This window comes from Alicyclobacillus vulcanalis (assembly GCF_900156755.1).
GTDB classification, from domain to species: Bacteria; Bacillota; Bacilli; order Alicyclobacillales; family Alicyclobacillaceae; genus Alicyclobacillus; species Alicyclobacillus vulcanalis.
The window spans coordinates 44,314-60,533 of the sequence record NZ_FTOO01000001.1 but is presented as its reverse complement, the minus strand read 5'-3'; the positions used below and the strand labels follow the sequence as shown (position 1 = coordinate 60,533).

The window sequence follows — 16,220 nt, the reverse complement described above, 5'->3', positions numbered from 1 at the left end:
GCCTCGAAGAATCCCGTTAGAGCTCATTCTAAAGCGCCCTTTGCCAGGCCGCAAGTGGCCTGTAAAAAGCGAAACACCCGTTTGCAGTTTCGGCAGATGTGCGTCAACCCGCGCGCCGCGCGTCCACGCGAAGCAATTCAGAGCGGCGCCCGAACGAGGTCAACAGAAACGCGTTTCGGCCCTACAGGGCGAAGCGGATTCAAAACATCCCAAACGATTTGAAAGCGTTGCCGCAAAGTGATATGAATCATAGCGTGAGGACATCCTGGGAGGGAGTGTGGTCTCAAGTGCAGTACACAACGCTCGGACGATCCGGCCTCAAGGTGAGCCGGCTCTGCCTCGGGACGATGAACTTCGGGCCTGAGACGGAGGAAAAAGAGGCTTTCCGGATCATGGATGCGGCGCTCGACGCGGGCATCAACTTCTTTGACACGGCCAATGTGTACGGCGGCCAGGGCCACCGCGGCTGGACGGAGGAAATCATCGGCCGCTGGTTTGCTCAGGGAGGTGGCCGGCGCGAGCGCGTCGTGTTGGCGACGAAAGTGTACAACCCGATGGAAGACCCGCTCGACGGCCCCAACGATGGCCGTGGCCTCTCCGCCTACAAGATCCGGCGTCACTTGGAAGGCTCCCTCAAGCGCCTCCAGACGGATCACATCGAGCTTTACCAAATGCACCACGTCGATCTCTGCGTCTCATGGGACGAGCTGTGGGAAGCGTTCGAGGTCGCCCGGTATCAAGGGAAAATTGATTACGTGGGTGCATCGAACTTTGCGGGCTGGCATCTCGCCGTGGCGCAGGCGGCGGCCAAGGCGCGCAACTTCTTCGGATTGGTGTCGGAACAGCACAAATACCATCTTCTGTGCCGTGAACCGGAACTCGAGGTGCTTCCCTGTGCACAGGCCCACGGGATCGGCGTGATCCCCTGGAGCCCGCTCGCCGGAGGACTCCTCGGCCGCAACGCATTGACGGGCTCCGGTCAGCGGTCGGCTCGCGCCAAGGCAGAGGTCGAACGGCTGCGGCCAAAACTGGAGCAGTTCAAGAAACTGTGCGATGAAATTGGCGAGCCGCAGGATGTCGTGGCCCTCGCATGGCTCTTGCACAATCCGGCGGTCACGGCGCCGATCATCGGCCCGCGGACGCTCGAGCAGCTCGAGGCCAACCTGCGCGCACTGGAAGTCAAGCTGGACGACGAGGCGCTGAAGCGCTTGGACGAAATCTTCCCCGGCCCCGGCGGTCCTGCGCCCGAGGCGTACGCGTGGTAAGACATCGCAAAGGGCAGAGCAAGGGCAAGGGCAAGGGCGAGCAAGCCCTTGCCCGCAAGGCCCGCCCTCTGGGGGAACGCCATGAAGGCAAAACGAATCCGGGCGTGGGGCATCGTGAGCCTCATCGCCTTCGCCCTCACGGGCTGTGGACAGGCCCAACCGGTCCAACCACCGCTCCCACTCCATGCAGCGAGCGGCACATCTTCCCCCATGGTCGTTGCGGAGGTCAAGCTCCAGCCGAAAGGCTCGTCCGCGCTGGATGCATCCGCGACGCTGCTGTTCAACCGCGAGGATGAGGCGCTCAGCGTCTCCCTGGAGGCCACGCACCTCACACCCCGCGGGCGCTACGAGGTGGCGCTCCTCACCGCGCCAGGCCCTTCAGGCGGCGCTCGCACCATCGGGGCCTTTCAGGCCAATGCCCAAGGCGGAGCCTCGTACGTCACCGTCGTTGAGCAGGTTCAAGATGTTCCCACCTCAGGCTGGCGCGTGGAACTCTTGACCAACGGCCACGTCGTGGCGGAAGGCGCTGCGCACGTCGTGCCCACTGCAGGCCAGCTCCCAAGCAGCTTGCCGGGGGGCTAAAGCGTGCATGCCGGCGCCTGGCTGCCGGGCGCAAGGCCCGCTACAGCGCGCCGATGGCCGCCAAAAATGCCCGCGCAATGACAAGATGGCCGTTCAGGTAGGGATGGACGCGATCAGGAGCAAGCACCCACGTGTTGACATCGCGGAGCAACTTGTCGAATTCGGCCTGCACATCCACGAACAACACGCCTTCGCCCGCCGCGACATCCCGCATGGCGGCGATGTACGCGTTCACCATCTTGCGCATCGGATCGTAGCGGTTTGGCTCCAAGTAAAACGGGCTGAGCAGCACCATCTCTCGCACGCGCGGCTTCGTCGCCTTCACCAGCCGCTGCAGTGTACTTGTATACAGATCGATCCCGACGTGGCGCTCCGTGACGAGCGGCATGTCAAACTGGCGCCACACATCGTTGATCCCGATCATGAGGCTCACATAGTCCGGTTGAAGCGCCATGACCTCATCATCCCAGCGCCTCGCCACATCCGCGACGGTGTTGCCGCTCGTGCCCACGTTGATCACGCGAATGCGCGACGCGGGGTGAAGCGCTTGCAGATGCGCGTCGACGAGAGCCACGTACCCGTTCCCCAGCCCCCCGCGCGGCGACTCGCCCACCGGTTGCGCGCGCCCGCAGTCGGTAATGGAATCTCCCACCATCACGAGCTTCGAACCTGGCTCAATCACGTTTCGCCCTCCGTTTCTCCGTGTGCAGACCAACATCCCCCAAACAGGCCACGAGTTGTGAAGCCTTCGCGCCACATTGTACCACGGTTTCCGGCCGTGTCACATCGATGGGCGGCGCGCACGACGCAGCCATGCGGCCCGCCACATGCGTTCCCAAGACAAAACGGGAGCCAGCTCGGCTGGCTCCCTCTCTTCCCTGATCACGGGATGAACGTTCGACTCACTCGTCTGCACACGCGTTCAGCGCGTAGCCGAGGACCAGGTACGTGCGGCCGTCGACCTGCGAAACCTCCTGATACCCGTGCGTCAGGAGCGTGTACACGGCGTCGCGAGCCCATTCGCCCCGGTGGATGTCCGGCGCGTTCGCACCCTTGACGACACGCACCACGCGGTTGGTCCGCTTGTCGATGGTGAGAACCACGACATTCTCCATGCCCCTCACCTCGCTTTGCACAAGGATGTGTCCGCGCGGACACCGTATCCTGTGCATGCAGAGACGCAGACGGCATGGATAAAAGCTCCTGAAGGCGCAAAAAGAGGCCTTGGCCGAGGGACGTCCGTTCTGTCAAGGCCGAAATCATAGCGAAGGCCTGCAGCCACACGGCCGCAGGCCCCAAGCGATTCACTCGATCTCATCCGGGACGATGGTCGCTCGAAGATCTCGCAGGTGTCCATCCGGCGTGTAGAGAAACGCGTCGGCCGTGCCGGCCTGATACGCGTCCTGCACCTGCGATTTCGTGACGCTTTGCCCGTCGCCCAATTCCTCGAGCGCCGGGATCGCGTGCCCTGCCGGGCGCCGCTCGTGGCCCTTGGCCATCCGCCATCCCCCCGTCCATCGAACGTGATCGCCAAAGGTAGTGTGCCTCGATTCCCATCAGGCATGCGCCCGGTTCGCCTGAACCTTTGCCTGTTGTTCCATAAGCCTCGCGTGGGAGGGCAAAAACCAGGCGATCACGACGATGGCGAGGCTGATGCAGAACATCGCAAGGAAGATGTCGTGCAGCGCGTGGGCGAGCATGTGATCGACAAATTGCTTAATGGTTGGCGGAATGCCTACAGCCTGCCCCCCGCCCGACAGGTTGTTCAGGATCTGCGTGAGATCGCGGCGATTGACGCCGGCCGGAGCGCCCGTCCGCACGTCGGCCGCCGTGATGCTGTTGAACAGGCTGCCGAACACCGTCACGCCGATGGTCTGCCCAAGCGCTCGCGCAAACTGGTTGGATCCCGTCGCTGCGCCGCGCATTTGCCACGTGACGACCGATTGAATCATGACGGTGGTCGGCGTGTTGAGGTAGCCCATGCCGAGTCCCATGACAATCATGACGCCGACGAAGAACCAATACGGCGTGCCGAGCTGGATGGCAAGCAGCCAAGCGGCTGCCACGGCCACCAAAATCGTGCCGATCACGGTGGTGCGCTTCGCGCCCACGCGGTACATGTACCGGCCGGACAGCGTCGAAGCGAGCGGCCACGCCAGGGACATGGGCATCAGCGTGAGCCCGGAATTGGTGGCGCTGTGGCCGAGGATGGTCTGAATCCACATGGGCAGATACACGTTGCCGCCGATGAGCACGAAGGCGGCCAAGAACGCCAGCACGTCCGAAACGGCGATGACCGGATTCGACAACAGCCGAAGCGGCAACATTGGCTCTGCGACTTTGGCCTCAATCCAGACAAACGCCGCCAGGAACACGGCACTTGCGACAAACAGGGAGACGATCACGGCGCTGTTCCACGCGTACGCGCTTCCCCCATTGAGCAGCGCGTACAACAGAGCCGAGACGCCGACCGTAAACACGAGGGCGCCCCAGATGTCGACGCGGTGCGGTCGGCGCTCGAAACGCTCGTGCAGGAACAAGAGGACGAGGGCGAGCGAGAGGGCTCCGACGGGCACGTTGATGTAGAAGATCCATCGCCAACTGACGTGATCGACAAAAAGGCCGCCGACCAACGGGCCGAGAAGTCCGGCGACGCCCCAGACGGAGCTGAACAGTCCCTGCATGCGAGCGCGTTCTTCGCCCTGGAAGATATCGCCGATGATGGTGAAGGTCACGGGCATGACGGCCCCGGCGCCGAGCCCTTGGAATGCGCGGAACCAGACGAGCTCCGCCATGGTCTGCGACAGCCCGGACAGGGCGGAGCCGACCACAAAGAGCACGACGCCGATGCAGAAGATGGTTTTGCGGCCAAACAGATCGGCGAGTTTTCCGTAGATGGGTGTCGTCACGCACGTCGTGAGCGTGTAGATGGCGAAAACCCAACTGTATAAGTTCAAGCCGTGCAACTGGCGGACGATGTGCGGCATTGCCGTGCTGACGACGGTGACGTCGATGGCCACGAGAAACACCGCGAGCATCATGGCCAGCGAAACCATGCGCCTGTTTGTGTGATGCATCTGTCGCCCTCCTCCCAAAACGATAAAAGCCGCCGCTCATTGTATGTGAAAGGCGTGCCGCGAGCAAGGGAGGACGCGGCGGCAGACCTCACGGTTGGACGTGCATCTGAAAGTTGTCGATGAGGCGCGCCTTGCCGAAGTAGGCGGCCACGGCGAGCATGATGTCGCCCTCGATGCGCTCGATGGACTCGAGATCGGGCATCGAGACGAGATCGGCATAGTCGAGCCGGGCGACGGGGTCGGCCTCGATGCGCTCGCGCATGCCCTGGCGAATGACGTCCGCCCGGCGCTCGCCGGCGAGGATGCGTTCCTTGGCCCAGCTGAGCGTGCGGTAGAGCACGACGGCGTGCTCGCGCTCCTCGGGCGTGAGGTAGACGTTGCGCGAGCTCTTGGCGAGGCCGTCGGGCTCGCGCACGGTCGGCACGCCGACAATGCGGATGGGCAGGTTGAGGTCCGCGACCATGCGCTGAATGATGGCGAGCTGTTGACCGTCCTTCTGCCCGAAGCAGGCGACGTCGGGCTGGACGATGTGAAACAGCTTCGAGACGACCGTGGCGACGCCAGTGAAATGCCCCGGGCGAGATCGGCCACACAGGCGGTCGGAGAGCGTGGGCAGCGACACCTGGGTGCGGATGGGCTGCGGATACATCTCCTCCACGCTCGGCGCAAAGACGGCGTCGGCGAGGCCCTGCTCGCGCAACAGGCCGAGATCGCGGTCGAGATCGCGCGGGTAGCTCGCGAAATCCTCGCTCGGGCCGAACTGAAGCGGGTTGACGAAGATGCTCACGACGACGAAATCCGCCTCTTCCTTGGCGCGCGCGACAAGGGCGAGATGGCCGTCGTGCAGGTAGCCCATGGTCGGAACGAGGGCCACGCGCTTGGCTTCCTGGCGCGCCGCTCGGACGGCCTGCCGGACGTCTGGGATGGTGCGTAGGAGGGCAGGGCGCTCAGCCACGCGGGCCACCTCCGTGCCGCTCGAGCATCGATTGGAACAGGCGCAGTTCGGCGTCGTGCAGATGGACGGTCTGTTCTTCGCCTGGGAATGTGCCCTGCGCCACCTCTTCGATGTACTGGCGCGCGGCCTCGCGAATGGTCGACGCGACGTCCGCGTAGCGCTTGTTGTGCTTCGGAATGTACCCGGATGTGAAGCCGATGAAGTCGTGAAACACGAGCACCTGGCCGTCGCAGTGCGGACCAGCGCCGATGCCGATGGTCGGGATGCTCAGCCGGCGCGTGATCTCGGCCGCGACTTCTGCCGGCACAGCTTCGAGCACCAGGCTGAAGGCGCCCGCCTCCTCGAGCGCGAGGGCCTCCTCCATCATCTCCAGGGCGCGATCGGCCGTCTTGCCTTGGACCGCGAATCCGCCGAACGCGTGCACCGACTGCGGCGTCAGGCCGATGTGGCCCATGACGGGAATCCCGGCGTCGACGAGGCGGCGAACGGTCTTGGCGATTTCGCGCCCCCCTTCCAGCTTGACGCCGTGCACGCCGCCTTCTTGCATCAACCGGCCTGCGGAGCGAAGCGCCTCCTCGGACGACACCTGGTAGGTTAGAAACGGCAGATCCGCGACGACCATCGCGCCGTCGGCGCCGCGCGAGACCAGGCTCGCGTGATAGACCATCTGGTCGAGCGTGACAGGCACGGTGGTCGGCTGACCCTGCACCACCATGCCCAGGGAATCGCCAACCAGGAGCACGTGCACGCCGGCCTCAGACAGAAGTTTGGCCGTCGGATAGTCGTATGCCGTCAACATGGCGATTTTTTCGCCTGCCCGCTTCATGTTGGCGAGCGTGCGCACGGTCACGGTGCGTGCCATCTACATTCCCCCTGTATCCGCAAACCATTGTGACAAACGGCGGGCCGCCTCGGGCTCGAGCGACCCCTTCGCCACGGCGATGGGCACCGTCGCCGCCGCGAGCGCCAGGTAGACGCGGCGCGCGGCCGGATCGCGCTCGAGGGCCTTGAGGTGCCCCGCGACGGTCTCGGTGTCGCCCCGCTCGATGGGTCCGGTCAGCGCCGCCGGAACGCCGAGCGAATCCAGATTCTCCAGCGTGCGGCGCGCCAAGGGCAGGAGGCTCTTCACGCCCTCCGGCAGCGGGGCGAGGCGGGCCGCGGTGGCCATGAGCGCGATCACGGCATTCGACGCAAGCACCGCCGCGGCGTGATACGCCGGCTTGTCCGCCGCCGCGATGGCGAAGGGGCGCGCGCCCCACCCTTCCGCAATGGAAAAGGCCAGGAGAACGGCGTCCGCGTGCCCCTCCACCGCGACGGCGACGCCCTGGAGCCGCAAAGCGTCGCGCTCATCGCCGGCAAACGTCTGCAGCGGATGCACACTCGCCGTCTTCGCCCCTCGCACGGCGGCCGATTCGAGCACCTCGCTCGTGAGCGCGCCCGACGTATGGAAGACGATTTGCCCCCGCTGCCACGCCCCCGCCTCCGCGAGCTTACGGCACACCGCAGCGATGGCGCCATCCGACACCGTGATCCAAACGATGTCCGCCTCCCGCAACAGGCCTGGGGCGTCCTCCATGCCGCAGACGAAAGCCCCCGTCATCCGAGCAAACGCCTCGGCTTTTGCGCTCTTCGGATCGCGCCCGGCGGCGCCCACCACCTTGTGACCCATCCGCATGGTCGATAGGGCGAGTGCGACGGCCGTCCGGCCGGGGCCGACAAACGCCATCTGAAGGGGACGAGCTTCGCGTTCCGCGGCGGACATCCTCACGCCTTCCTTCCTCAAGTGGAACATGCGCGTTTCGAAGTGATTGTACCAGTCCGGCATGAAAATGTGGAATTGAGCCAACCTTGTGGAGAGGAACATCGTCACGCATCTCGCTTTTGGGAGGTGCCTCCATGCATCCGTTCGTCCAATGGATCCGCCGCGACGACCATCTTCCGCGCCGGTCCAAATTATTCGGTGCGCTGGCCTTTGCCATCGGCCTCGCCTGCGCCGTCATGCCCCAAACGGGCGTGCTGCGGCTCGAACCCCTCGCCGTCATCCTCGCCACCGCGTGCCTCTGGGCCGGCTGGTCGGCGCTGGGCTACGGCGTCTTTGTCCTGCTCGCGATGGACCTCATCTTGAGCCCCGCCTTCTGGCGCGGCCTCACCCACCTGTCGGCGCCCGGATCGCTTGCCGACATGGCGGGCGCTTATTTCGATCTCGTCGGCGTGATCGCCATGTCCGTCGCGCTCGTCCGCCAGGCGTTCGTCCGCAAGCCGCAAGGACCGGCTGAGAAAGTCGAGCAAGCGCCGGAGTCCGAGTGAGCCACACCAGGCGAAAGGGAGGTGAGCCGATGCGGCGCCCCCTGTGGATGGGTATTTTCGCAGCGTGCCTCATCCCGTTTGTCCTCACCCTCGGCAACTCGATGATGGTGCCCGTCATCCCCGTCATGCAGTCCGCCTTCGGCATCTCGCCGACGCAGGCGAGCCTGCTCATCACGGCGTATTCGGTCATCGCGGTCGTTCTGATGCCCGTGGCCGGCTTCATCTCGGATCGCGCGAGCCGCAAACACATCGCCATGGCCGCGCTCGGGGTGGCGGCCATCGGCGGGTGCGTCGCGGCCATCGGCGCCGCGATCGCCCACAGCTACAGCTGGGTGCTCGTCGGGCGCATCGTGCAAGGCGTTGGCGCCGCGTTCGCCATGCCGCTCGCGCTCCCACTCGCGGGCGATCTCGCCGCGGAGGGCGATCGCGGCCGCGCCGCGGGGCTCACCGAGGTGGGCAACACCGTCGGCAAACTCGTCAGCCCCATGCTCGGGGCGCTTCTTGCCACCTGGGCGTTTTTTGCGCCATTTTGGGCCGTCTTTGCGCTCTGCGGCGCGCTTTCGATCGCCATCGCCTGGATGGTTCGCGGGCCCCTGCGGCCCGTCGCACGCGCACCGAAGAAGGGCCTGTGGCGAAGCGCGTTTCGCCAGCACGCGGCGCTCCTCACCGCCACCTACGTGAGCGGCGCCGCCGGCATGCTCTGCCTGTTCGGCGGCCTCGTCAGCCTGTCCGAGTCTCTCGCCGACCGCGCACACGTGCCCGAGTGGCAAAACGGCCTTCTCCTCTCCGTTCCGCAGGCCATGCTCTGCGCCGCGAGCCTGGTCACGGGCCTTTGGCTCGCCCGCACGAGGGCGCGATCGCGCGTGATCATCCCGCTCGGCTTCGCGATCACGGCCCTCGCGTTTGGCGCCGCCGGGCTGGCCCGAGGCATGGGGTGGCAGGTCGCAGCGACGAGCGTCGGCACCTACGGCATCGGCACGGCGATCACGGCCGTCGACGCGAACCTCGCCACGGCGGTTCCCCGCGAGGTGCGGGGAAGCCTGTCCTCGCTCTATACCAGTGCGCGCTTCCTCGGCCCGACCTTCGGCCCGCCCCTCGCCTCGTGGCTGCTCGGCTTTGGCGCGAGCGCGCCGAGCTTCGTTCTCGCGGCCATCGCCCTCGCGGCTGGCATCCTCTGCGCCGCCCTGCTTCACAGGCGAAGCGCACAGGAAGGCGATACCACGGCCAAGGCAGGCCGCGAGGCGGTGCAGACGTAGCGCCGACCCTCCCCCGCGCTGGCTCCCTTCCCTCGTCCGCAACGCCCAGCCGGACGGGGCCGACCCACCGTCCGTTCCATCTTCCGCCATGGCGCGCGGGTGTACAATCGGGGAGGATGGACAAGGCCCGGACAGCGGCCTTTCGGGAAAGGAGCCGGCCCCATGACGGTAGATCACTCACAAGCTCGGCGCCCGGCCGTCAGCACCTCGTCGCTCGTCCTGGCCTTGGACGCGGTGTCCGTGACCGCCGCCGCCCTTCTGTTGCGCCTGATGTGGCTGACCGCCGTGCACCCCACGCCCTTGTCCGACTTCGCCTGGTATCGCGATCACGCCCTGGCCATCGCGGCCGGACAAGGATACACGTACGACGGAAAGCCGACCGCCTACTTTCCGATTGGCTACCCTCTCTTTCTCGCCGCGATCTACAAGCTCTTTGGAAGCGGCTATTGGAGCGGCACCCTCGCCAACGTCATTCTGAACAGCCTGACAGCTGGACTCGTGACCGTCGTCGGCTCCACGCTCTGGAAGCGGTCCGCTGGACTCGTGGCCGGGCTCATCTTCGCCGGCTACCTGTCGCAAATCGCCTGGTCGAGCGTGTTGTGCAGCGAGATGCTGTTTACGTTTTTGCTCACGTCTGCCGTATGCCTGGGTTCAGCTCGGCACGCGCAAGACGTCCGCCTCGCCCGCGCCTTTGCGCTCGGCTTGGTGGTCGGGCTGGCGTGCGCCGTGCGCCCCGTGCTCATGCTCGCGCCCGCGCCCTGGCTCGCCTATCTCGCGCTCGCCCGAATGGGTTGGCGCAAAGCCCTGCGGCTTTCGGCGGCGATGCTCGCCGGCCTCGCCCTGGCCATCGCGCCCATCACCGTCCGCAACGCCCTCGACCTCCACGCCTTCGTGCTCGTCTCGACCAACGGCGGCGTGAACCTGTGGCAGGGCAACAACCCACGCGCAAACGGCGGCTACTTTTGGCCGCTCAACCCCCATCAAAATCCGTTTTTATCCTACGTGGCTCACGAGGTCGCGGACGATCACGCCGCTGCCCGGGCCGCATGGGCGTACATCTTCGCGCATCCCTTTCACACGTTGAAAATGGGATTCGTCAAGTGGTGGCACTTGTTCAACGGCGTGTCGAACGCGCTCGATTGGTCGATCGGCACGAGCGCAACTCCCGTCCCCACGGACCTGGCGCGAGCCGTGTACCTCGCCGATTTGGGCACGTACCTTCTCATGCTCGCCGCGTGCGCGGTCGGCATCGGCTTGGCCATCCTGCGCGCGCGGCGCACACGCGATGCGCGGGTGTACTGGCCGCTGTTGGTGCTCGCGTACTATGTCGCGCTCTTCTTCATCTTTCCCGCCTGGGATCGCATGCGAGCTCCCATCGAGCCCCTGCTCGCGCTGTTTGCCGGGTACGGCGCGGTCCAGGCCACGGCGGCCCTTCGCCGCGCGCGCTCGAGGCGTCAGCACGGCCATGGCCCTCAGGGTGGGCGACGCGCCGCGAACGGCGCGACGGGGCGATGAGAGGCCATTCGCCTTGCGGCCTGGCAAACCAGAGATAGGCATGCCGATCCTGCTTGGCATTTGCTCCGGCCCGTGCTATACTACAGCAACAAGCTCCTGTGATGTTCGTGGGGCAGTTTTGGTTTTCATCCACGCAGGACCTACGGGAATCCGTGTCCGTCTGCGGATGCCATGCCTCGGCGTTGTGGACGGTTGAAACCGGCGGTAGGATACCCACCTTGGAGATGGGGATGCAAAACCGATTGTCCCACGGCAGAACGGGGTTACATACCAAGCCGCTTGTCGACGCGAACAACGCTCGGCGGGCGGCTTTTCCATTTCACCCGTCGAACCGGCCGTCCCTGCGCGCAGACCCATATGCCCGGCGGTTCGCGTCTGACGTGCACGGGAGCGCACCGGCCCGCCACGCCGCGGCGGGCCTCACGGCTCCTCCTCCGAGCGTCCTTCCGCGCACTGATCGCAATAGCCATAGATTTCGAGGCGGTGATCTTGAATGTGGAAGTTCGGCACCTGCTGCCGAATGCGTTCAATGGGGCATTCCTCAATGGGAATCGACGCGCCGCAACGCAGGCATACCAGATGATGATGGTGACCCTTGGCACACTGCAGGCGGTAGCGCGCCCGGTCGTCCGCAAACTCCATCGGCTCGATCACGTTTTGCTCCACGAGGATGCCAAGCGTGCGATAGATGGTATCAAAACTGACCGATGGGTAAATCTGACTGACGTGATCGTACACCTCTTTGGCCGAAAAGTATCGGTCCCGGTGTTCGACAAACAGATCCACCACCGCACGGCGCTTCCCTGTGAATTTGTAACCCGCTTCTTTCAAAGCCTGCAGAATGGAGGCTGTCGAATGGTCCACCGGACGCAACTCCCTTCTCAGCCCTATCATAAATCGAAATCAATCCGATTTACAAACGACCCACAACCTGATATACTCCTCTCGGCAAGTTAAATCGGAATCGTTCTGATTTGAGAGGGTGGAGAGAATCATGAAGCGCCCGCGTTTGGCGGCGGCCATCGCCGCCCTATCGACAGCCGCAGCAGTGACGGGCTGCGGGCTCGACCATTCGAACGCGACCGCGGCGGATGCGACAAAACCAGAGATTCGCGCCGTCGGCGCCGAGAGCCAATACGCAGATCTCATTCGCCAAATCGGCGGCCCGTACGTGTCGGTGACCGCCATCATGGCGAATCCCGCGGTGGATCCGCACGAATACGAGGCCAATCCGAAAGACGCCATCGCGGTGGCCGAGGCCAACCTGGTCGTCCAAAACGGGCTCGGCTACGACGAGTTTATGAACAAGCTCGAGCAGGCCTCGCCCAACGCCAAGCGCATCGTCCTCGACGCGGGCGAAGCACTCGGGTACCAGGCGAACACGGCCAACCCACACATCTGGTACCAGCTCAACACGATGCCCCGCTTGGCGACGATGGTCGCCCGTGATTTGGGCAAACTGGATCCCAGCCACGCGGCCTACTTTGACGCGCGCGCCCGCGCGTTCATCCAGTCGCTCAAGCCCTGGGACGAGGCGGTGGCGCGCTTGAAGCGCACCTTCCACGGCCGGGGCGCCGCGGTCACCGAGCCTGTGTCCGACTATCTGCTGCAAGAGGCGGGGCTCGACGTGAAAACGCCGTGGGCGTTTCAGGCCGCCATCATGAACGGCACGGACCCGTCCCCCCAGGACGTGGCACTGCAAACCGCGCTGTTCACGCATCACGAGGTGGGCGTGTTTTGCTACAACAAGCAGGTGGTCACCAACGTCACCCGGATGTTCTTGAATCTCGCTGCGCGCGAGCACATTCCGACCGTCGCCGTCTATGAGACCGAGCCCAACGGCTTGACGTATCAGCAGTGGATGCTCGAAGAGACCAACGCGATTTACAACGCGCTCGCACACGGCACGTCCCTGGAGGCGATCTCGTGAATCCCGCCATCTCCTTTCGCAACCTCACGTTATCGTATGGATCGCGCAGGGTGTTTGCGCAGCTGACCGGCGACATCGAGGCCGGATCGTTCGTCGGCGTGCTCGGCCCGAACGGCGCGGGCAAGTCGACGCTGCTCAAAGCGATCGCGGGCCTCGTCCGCCCTACAGAAGGGGCGGTCGAGATCGACGGGAAGCCCATCAGGCGGCGCACACCGCTCATTGGCTATGTGCCGCAGGCGGTGCACATGGACGAAGATGTCCCGCTCACCGGGCGCGATCTCGTCGGGTTGGGCCTGGATGGCCATCGATTAGGCTTCCCGCTTCCGAGCCGGGCCCGGCGCGAGGCGATCGAGGCGGCGCTTGCGGAAGTCAACGCCCTGCACCTCGCAGATCGGCGCATCGGTCGGCTGTCGGGCGGCGAGCGCCAGCGGCTGCTCATCGCGCAGGCCATCGTGTCGAGACCCCGCGTCCTTCTGCTCGACGAGCCGCTGAACAACCTCGATCTCGCCTCGACGCAGCAGGTGGTGGATCTGGTCAAACGGCTGGCGCACGAGGGCGGCATGGCCGTGTTGCTCGTGGCGCACGATGTGAATCCGCTCATCGGGCGCGTCGACCAGATTCTCTACCTGGCCAACGGCCGCATGGCCATGGGCACGATTGACCAGGTCCTGCGGCCGGAGGTGCTGTCGGGTCTCTATGGGTATCCCGTCGAAGTGCTGCGTGCGGGCGGACGGATCATCGTCGCGGCGGGTGCGATGGACGGGCACGCGCACGCCGTGTCTGCGGCCAGCCCTGAGGCGAGCGTGGTGCTGCCGTGAACTGGGGTTGGATCGGCGAAGCGCTGGCGAGCGCCCCCGTGCAGCACGCGCTCGTGGCGGGATGCGAAATTGCCTTTCTCTCCGGCCTCGTCGGGGCCTTTGTCATCCTGCGAGGCCAATCCTTCGCGGGCCACGTCCTGACGGACGTCGGCACCACCGGCGGTGCGGGCGCCTACCTCATCGGCATGAACGGCTGGTTTGGCCTGTTGTCGTTCGGCGTCGTGGCCTCCGTCGGCATCGAGCTTCTGGGAGGCCGGACCCGCGGCGAGCGCGATCTCGCCACGGGCGTCATTCTCTCCCTCGCACTCGGTTTTGGCGCGCTCTTTCTCTATCTGGACGCGCAGCTCGCGCACGCGAACGCATCGATGGCCGTCTTGTTTGGCTCCCTTTTCACGCTCGATCCGTCGCTTGTGCCGTGGATCTCGGCGGCTGCGGCGCTTTGCGCGCTGGCGCTTCTCGCCATGTGGCGCCCGCTCGCCCTGGCTTCGGTCAACCCCGATCTCGCGCGCGTGCGCGGCGTCCCGGTGCGCGCGATGTCCATCGCGTTCATGGTGGTGCTCGCGGTGGCCGTCGAGACCGATGCGCTCGTCGCAGGATCTCTCCTCGCCACAGCGCTCATCGTGGGACCTGCGGCGACCGCAGCGCGCTTCACCAAGAACACGCTCGTCGCAGGCGTCGTGGCCGGCCTTCTTGGAGCGCTGACGGTGGCCGCGAGCGTGTTTTTGTCGTACGACAGCTACCATTGGCTGCCGCAGCACACGAGCTGGCCGGTGAGCTTCTTCGTGGCGGCCCTGGTGTTTCTCACGTACGCCGCCTCGTCGGCTCTCGCCCGCGTGAATGGGCGGCCAAAAGTGGAGGTCGTGATCCCATGAGCCCGTGGATGATCCTCGCACTGCCCTTTGCCCGCCATGCGCTCGTCGCGACAACCTTTGTGGCCCTCGCCGCCGGCTGGATAGGGTTTTATGTGGTGCTTCGGGGTACGGCGTTTGCGGCGCATGCCCTTCCGAAAATCGGGTTTGCGGGCGCGAGCGGGGCCCTGCTTCTTGGCGTCAATTCCCTCCTCGGCGTGAGCGTGTACTCCGCCATCGCGGCGCTTGGCATTGGCGCCTTGGCCGAGCGCGATCGGCGGGACATTGCCACCGCGCTCGTGCTGGCACTGGGGCTTGGCACCGGCGCGCTGTTCCTCTCCCTGGGCAACCTGTACGCCGAAGACGCGATGTCGCTCTTGTTTGGACAGGTGGTCGGCGTGAGCGCGAGCGGCGTGCGGGAGACGGGCTTGGTGGCCATGGCGGCCGTGCTCATCGTCGCCGCGTTTCACCGCGTGCTGTTGTTCACCTCCGTGTCGCGGGAGGCTGCGGCTACGCGCGGCGCGTCGAATCGGGCGGCCGACTGGGCACTGCTCGTGAGCCTCGGCCTTGCGACGAGCGCCATGATGCCCGTGGTGGGTGCCCTGCTCTCCTTCAGCCTGCTGGTAGGGCCCGCCCTCGCGGCGCGCCAGCTCGCTCGGCGACCTTGGCAGGCCATCGTCCTCAGTATGGCGATCTCGCTCGTCATCGCGTGGCTCTCGCTTTTTCTCTCGTTTTCGCTCGGTTGGCCGGTGGGCTTCTTCGTGGCCTGCCTCGCCGCCCTCGCCTACGTGCTGTCCCGGGTGGTCGAGCGGATCTTCGCGCGGCGCACCGCGGCGGGCGACGTGCCCGCCCGTGCCGACTGAGGGTTGGTGGCGTCTTTTCGACATCCGCCGCCCGTTCGGCCCCGAGAGCGCTTACACGATTTGCCACAAGCGCACCCCGTTTGCTAGGATCGAGAGCGTCATGAGGGTTCGTTCTCGACGAGGGGTGATGGGGATGGATGAACAAGAGCGGCTTCGACCGAAGACGTGCAAGGAATCGCGCGCCACGAAGATTTTGCGCGTCTTCCCCGGTGACCTGAATGATCACCACACGATGTTTGGCGGCAAGCTGATGGCCTATATCGACGACGTCGCCTCCATCTCGGCGGAGCGGCACGCCCGCGCGCAGACCGTCACGGCGTCGACCGACAGCGTCGATTTCCTGTTGCCCATCACGGAAGGCCACTCGGTATGCCTCACATCGTACGTCACGTCCACGGGGCGCACGTCCATGGAGGTGTTCGTCAAGGTCGTGATCGAACACCTGCGGACGGGGGAACGGAAGATTGCGGCGACGGCGTTCCTCACGTTCGTCGCGCTGGATCAGGACGGAAAGCCCATTCCAGTGCCGCCCGTCATTCCGGAGACGCAGGAGGAGAAGGCGCTGCACGAGAGCGCCCCGGCGCGCGCAGAGGCGCGGCGGAAGCACCGCGAACAGAGCCGGCTGTTGGCCGCACACCTCAAGCCGGATCGCTCATGGGAAATGGCCTGAAAGGCATGTAGGGGATGCCGCCCGCGTGGGGCGGCTTTTTTGATGCGAGGGGTGCGTGGAGGCGGCCGCGCGCCCCGCTCGCCTCCATGGGCGTGAAACCCGCTTGGGCGCGGGCCTGTGAGGCGACTTGAGGC

At 65.5% G+C, this 16,220-nt stretch carries 18 protein-coding genes and 1 other RNA gene; 11 read left to right on the top strand and 8 right to left on the bottom strand.

The annotated features are described in order from the left end of the window. Positions 1 to 287 precede the first annotated feature (287 nt). The gene (locus tag BW934_RS00295) at positions 288 to 1,265 is read left to right on the top strand and encodes an aldo/keto reductase (RefSeq protein ID WP_076343949.1); all 978 of its coding nucleotides are present in this window, start codon (positions 288 to 290) and stop codon (positions 1,263 to 1,265) included. Positions 1,266 to 1,346: 81 nt separating this feature from the next. Beyond that, the gene (locus BW934_RS00290; RefSeq protein WP_076343947.1) at positions 1,347 to 1,847 is read left to right on the top strand and encodes a hypothetical protein; all 501 of its coding nucleotides are present in this window, start codon (positions 1,347 to 1,349) and stop codon (positions 1,845 to 1,847) included. 40 nt (positions 1,848 to 1,887) lie between these two features. On the opposite strand, the gene BW934_RS00285 is transcribed toward BW934_RS00290, so the two are convergent. From BW934_RS00285 to BW934_RS00255, 7 genes are all read right to left on the bottom strand, one after another. Next, positions 1,888 to 2,529 carry an SGNH/GDSL hydrolase family protein gene (locus tag BW934_RS00285; protein ID WP_234969423.1) on the bottom strand — a complete coding sequence of 214 codons (642 nt, stop codon included), beginning with the start codon at positions 2,527 to 2,529 and terminating at the stop codon, positions 1,888 to 1,890. Positions 2,530 to 2,749: 220 nt separating this feature from the next. Continuing rightward, positions 2,750 to 2,962, bottom strand: coding sequence for a hypothetical protein (locus BW934_RS00280; RefSeq protein WP_076343943.1), 213 nt, complete (start codon positions 2,960 to 2,962; stop codon positions 2,750 to 2,752). 189 nt (positions 2,963 to 3,151) lie between these two features. Then, positions 3,152 to 3,346, bottom strand: a complete 195-nt coding sequence (locus BW934_RS00275) for a hypothetical protein (RefSeq protein WP_076343941.1) — start codon at positions 3,344 to 3,346, stop codon at positions 3,152 to 3,154. A 57-nt stretch (positions 3,347 to 3,403) separates the two neighbouring features. Continuing rightward, a complete protein-coding gene (locus BW934_RS00270; RefSeq protein ID WP_076343939.1) occupies positions 3,404 to 4,924 on the bottom strand; it encodes an MDR family MFS transporter in 1,521 nt (506 codons plus the stop codon). Positions 4,925 to 5,012: 88 nt separating this feature from the next. Continuing rightward, positions 5,013 to 5,879 carry a pantoate--beta-alanine ligase gene (gene panC / locus BW934_RS00265; protein ID WP_076343937.1) on the bottom strand — a complete coding sequence of 289 codons (867 nt, stop codon included), beginning with the start codon at positions 5,877 to 5,879 and terminating at the stop codon, positions 5,013 to 5,015. Next, positions 5,872 to 6,741: a 3-methyl-2-oxobutanoate hydroxymethyltransferase gene (panB, locus tag BW934_RS00260; protein ID WP_076343935.1), complete on the bottom strand. Its 870-nt coding sequence runs from the start codon at positions 6,739 to 6,741 to the stop codon at positions 5,872 to 5,874. Before panB ends, panC begins: the two co-directional genes overlap by 8 nt. Next, positions 6,742 to 7,641 carry a Rossmann-like and DUF2520 domain-containing protein gene (locus BW934_RS00255; RefSeq protein ID WP_076344633.1) on the bottom strand — a complete coding sequence of 300 codons (900 nt, stop codon included), beginning with the start codon at positions 7,639 to 7,641 and terminating at the stop codon, positions 6,742 to 6,744. 134 nt (positions 7,642 to 7,775) lie between these two features. On the opposite strand from BW934_RS00255, the gene BW934_RS00250 reads away from it, so the two are divergent. The 4 genes from BW934_RS00250 to ssrS all read left to right on the top strand — a co-directional run bounded on the left by BW934_RS00250 (position 7,776) and on the right by ssrS (position 11,225). Then, positions 7,776 to 8,186 (top strand): hypothetical protein, encoded by a 411-nt coding sequence (locus BW934_RS00250; RefSeq protein ID WP_076343933.1) that lies wholly within the window; start codon positions 7,776 to 7,778, stop codon positions 8,184 to 8,186. Between the two features lie 29 nt (positions 8,187 to 8,215). Beyond that, positions 8,216 to 9,442 carry an MFS transporter gene (locus BW934_RS00245; RefSeq protein WP_076343931.1) on the top strand — a complete coding sequence of 409 codons (1,227 nt, stop codon included), beginning with the start codon at positions 8,216 to 8,218 and terminating at the stop codon, positions 9,440 to 9,442. A 162-nt stretch (positions 9,443 to 9,604) separates the two neighbouring features. Beyond that, complete coding sequence (locus BW934_RS00240) at positions 9,605 to 10,957, top strand: ArnT family glycosyltransferase (protein WP_076343929.1); 1,353 nt, start codon at positions 9,605 to 9,607, stop codon at positions 10,955 to 10,957. Positions 10,958 to 11,047: 90 nt separating this feature from the next. Further along, positions 11,048 to 11,225, top strand: a non-coding RNA gene (gene ssrS, locus BW934_RS00235) — 6S RNA. Between the two features lie 152 nt (positions 11,226 to 11,377). Here the strand turns inward: ssrS and BW934_RS00230 are convergent. Continuing rightward, entirely contained in the window at positions 11,378 to 11,821 is a 444-nt protein-coding gene (locus BW934_RS00230; RefSeq protein WP_143232488.1) for a Fur family transcriptional regulator, read from the bottom strand. A gap of 130 nt (positions 11,822 to 11,951) precedes the next feature. Between BW934_RS00230 and BW934_RS00225 the strand changes: the two genes are divergently transcribed. From BW934_RS00225 to BW934_RS00205, 5 genes are all read left to right on the top strand, one after another. Beyond that, positions 11,952 to 12,887, top strand: coding sequence for a metal ABC transporter solute-binding protein, Zn/Mn family (locus BW934_RS00225; RefSeq protein ID WP_076343925.1), 936 nt, complete (start codon positions 11,952 to 11,954; stop codon positions 12,885 to 12,887). Next, positions 12,884 to 13,705 (top strand): metal ABC transporter ATP-binding protein, encoded by an 822-nt coding sequence (locus BW934_RS00220; RefSeq protein ID WP_076343923.1) that lies wholly within the window; start codon positions 12,884 to 12,886, stop codon positions 13,703 to 13,705. Before BW934_RS00225 ends, BW934_RS00220 begins: the two co-directional genes overlap by 4 nt. Continuing rightward, the gene (locus BW934_RS00215) at positions 13,702 to 14,577 is read left to right on the top strand and encodes a metal ABC transporter permease (RefSeq protein ID WP_076343921.1); all 876 of its coding nucleotides are present in this window, start codon (positions 13,702 to 13,704) and stop codon (positions 14,575 to 14,577) included. The genes BW934_RS00220 and BW934_RS00215 overlap by 4 nt, the downstream gene beginning before the upstream one ends. Then, positions 14,574 to 15,416 (top strand): metal ABC transporter permease, encoded by an 843-nt coding sequence (locus BW934_RS00210; protein WP_076343919.1) that lies wholly within the window; start codon positions 14,574 to 14,576, stop codon positions 15,414 to 15,416. The genes BW934_RS00215 and BW934_RS00210 overlap by 4 nt, the downstream gene beginning before the upstream one ends. A 133-nt stretch (positions 15,417 to 15,549) precedes the next feature. Continuing rightward, a complete protein-coding gene (locus BW934_RS00205; RefSeq protein ID WP_076343917.1) occupies positions 15,550 to 16,086 on the top strand; it encodes an acyl-CoA thioesterase in 537 nt (178 codons plus the stop codon). Positions 16,087 to 16,220 lie beyond the last annotated feature (134 nt).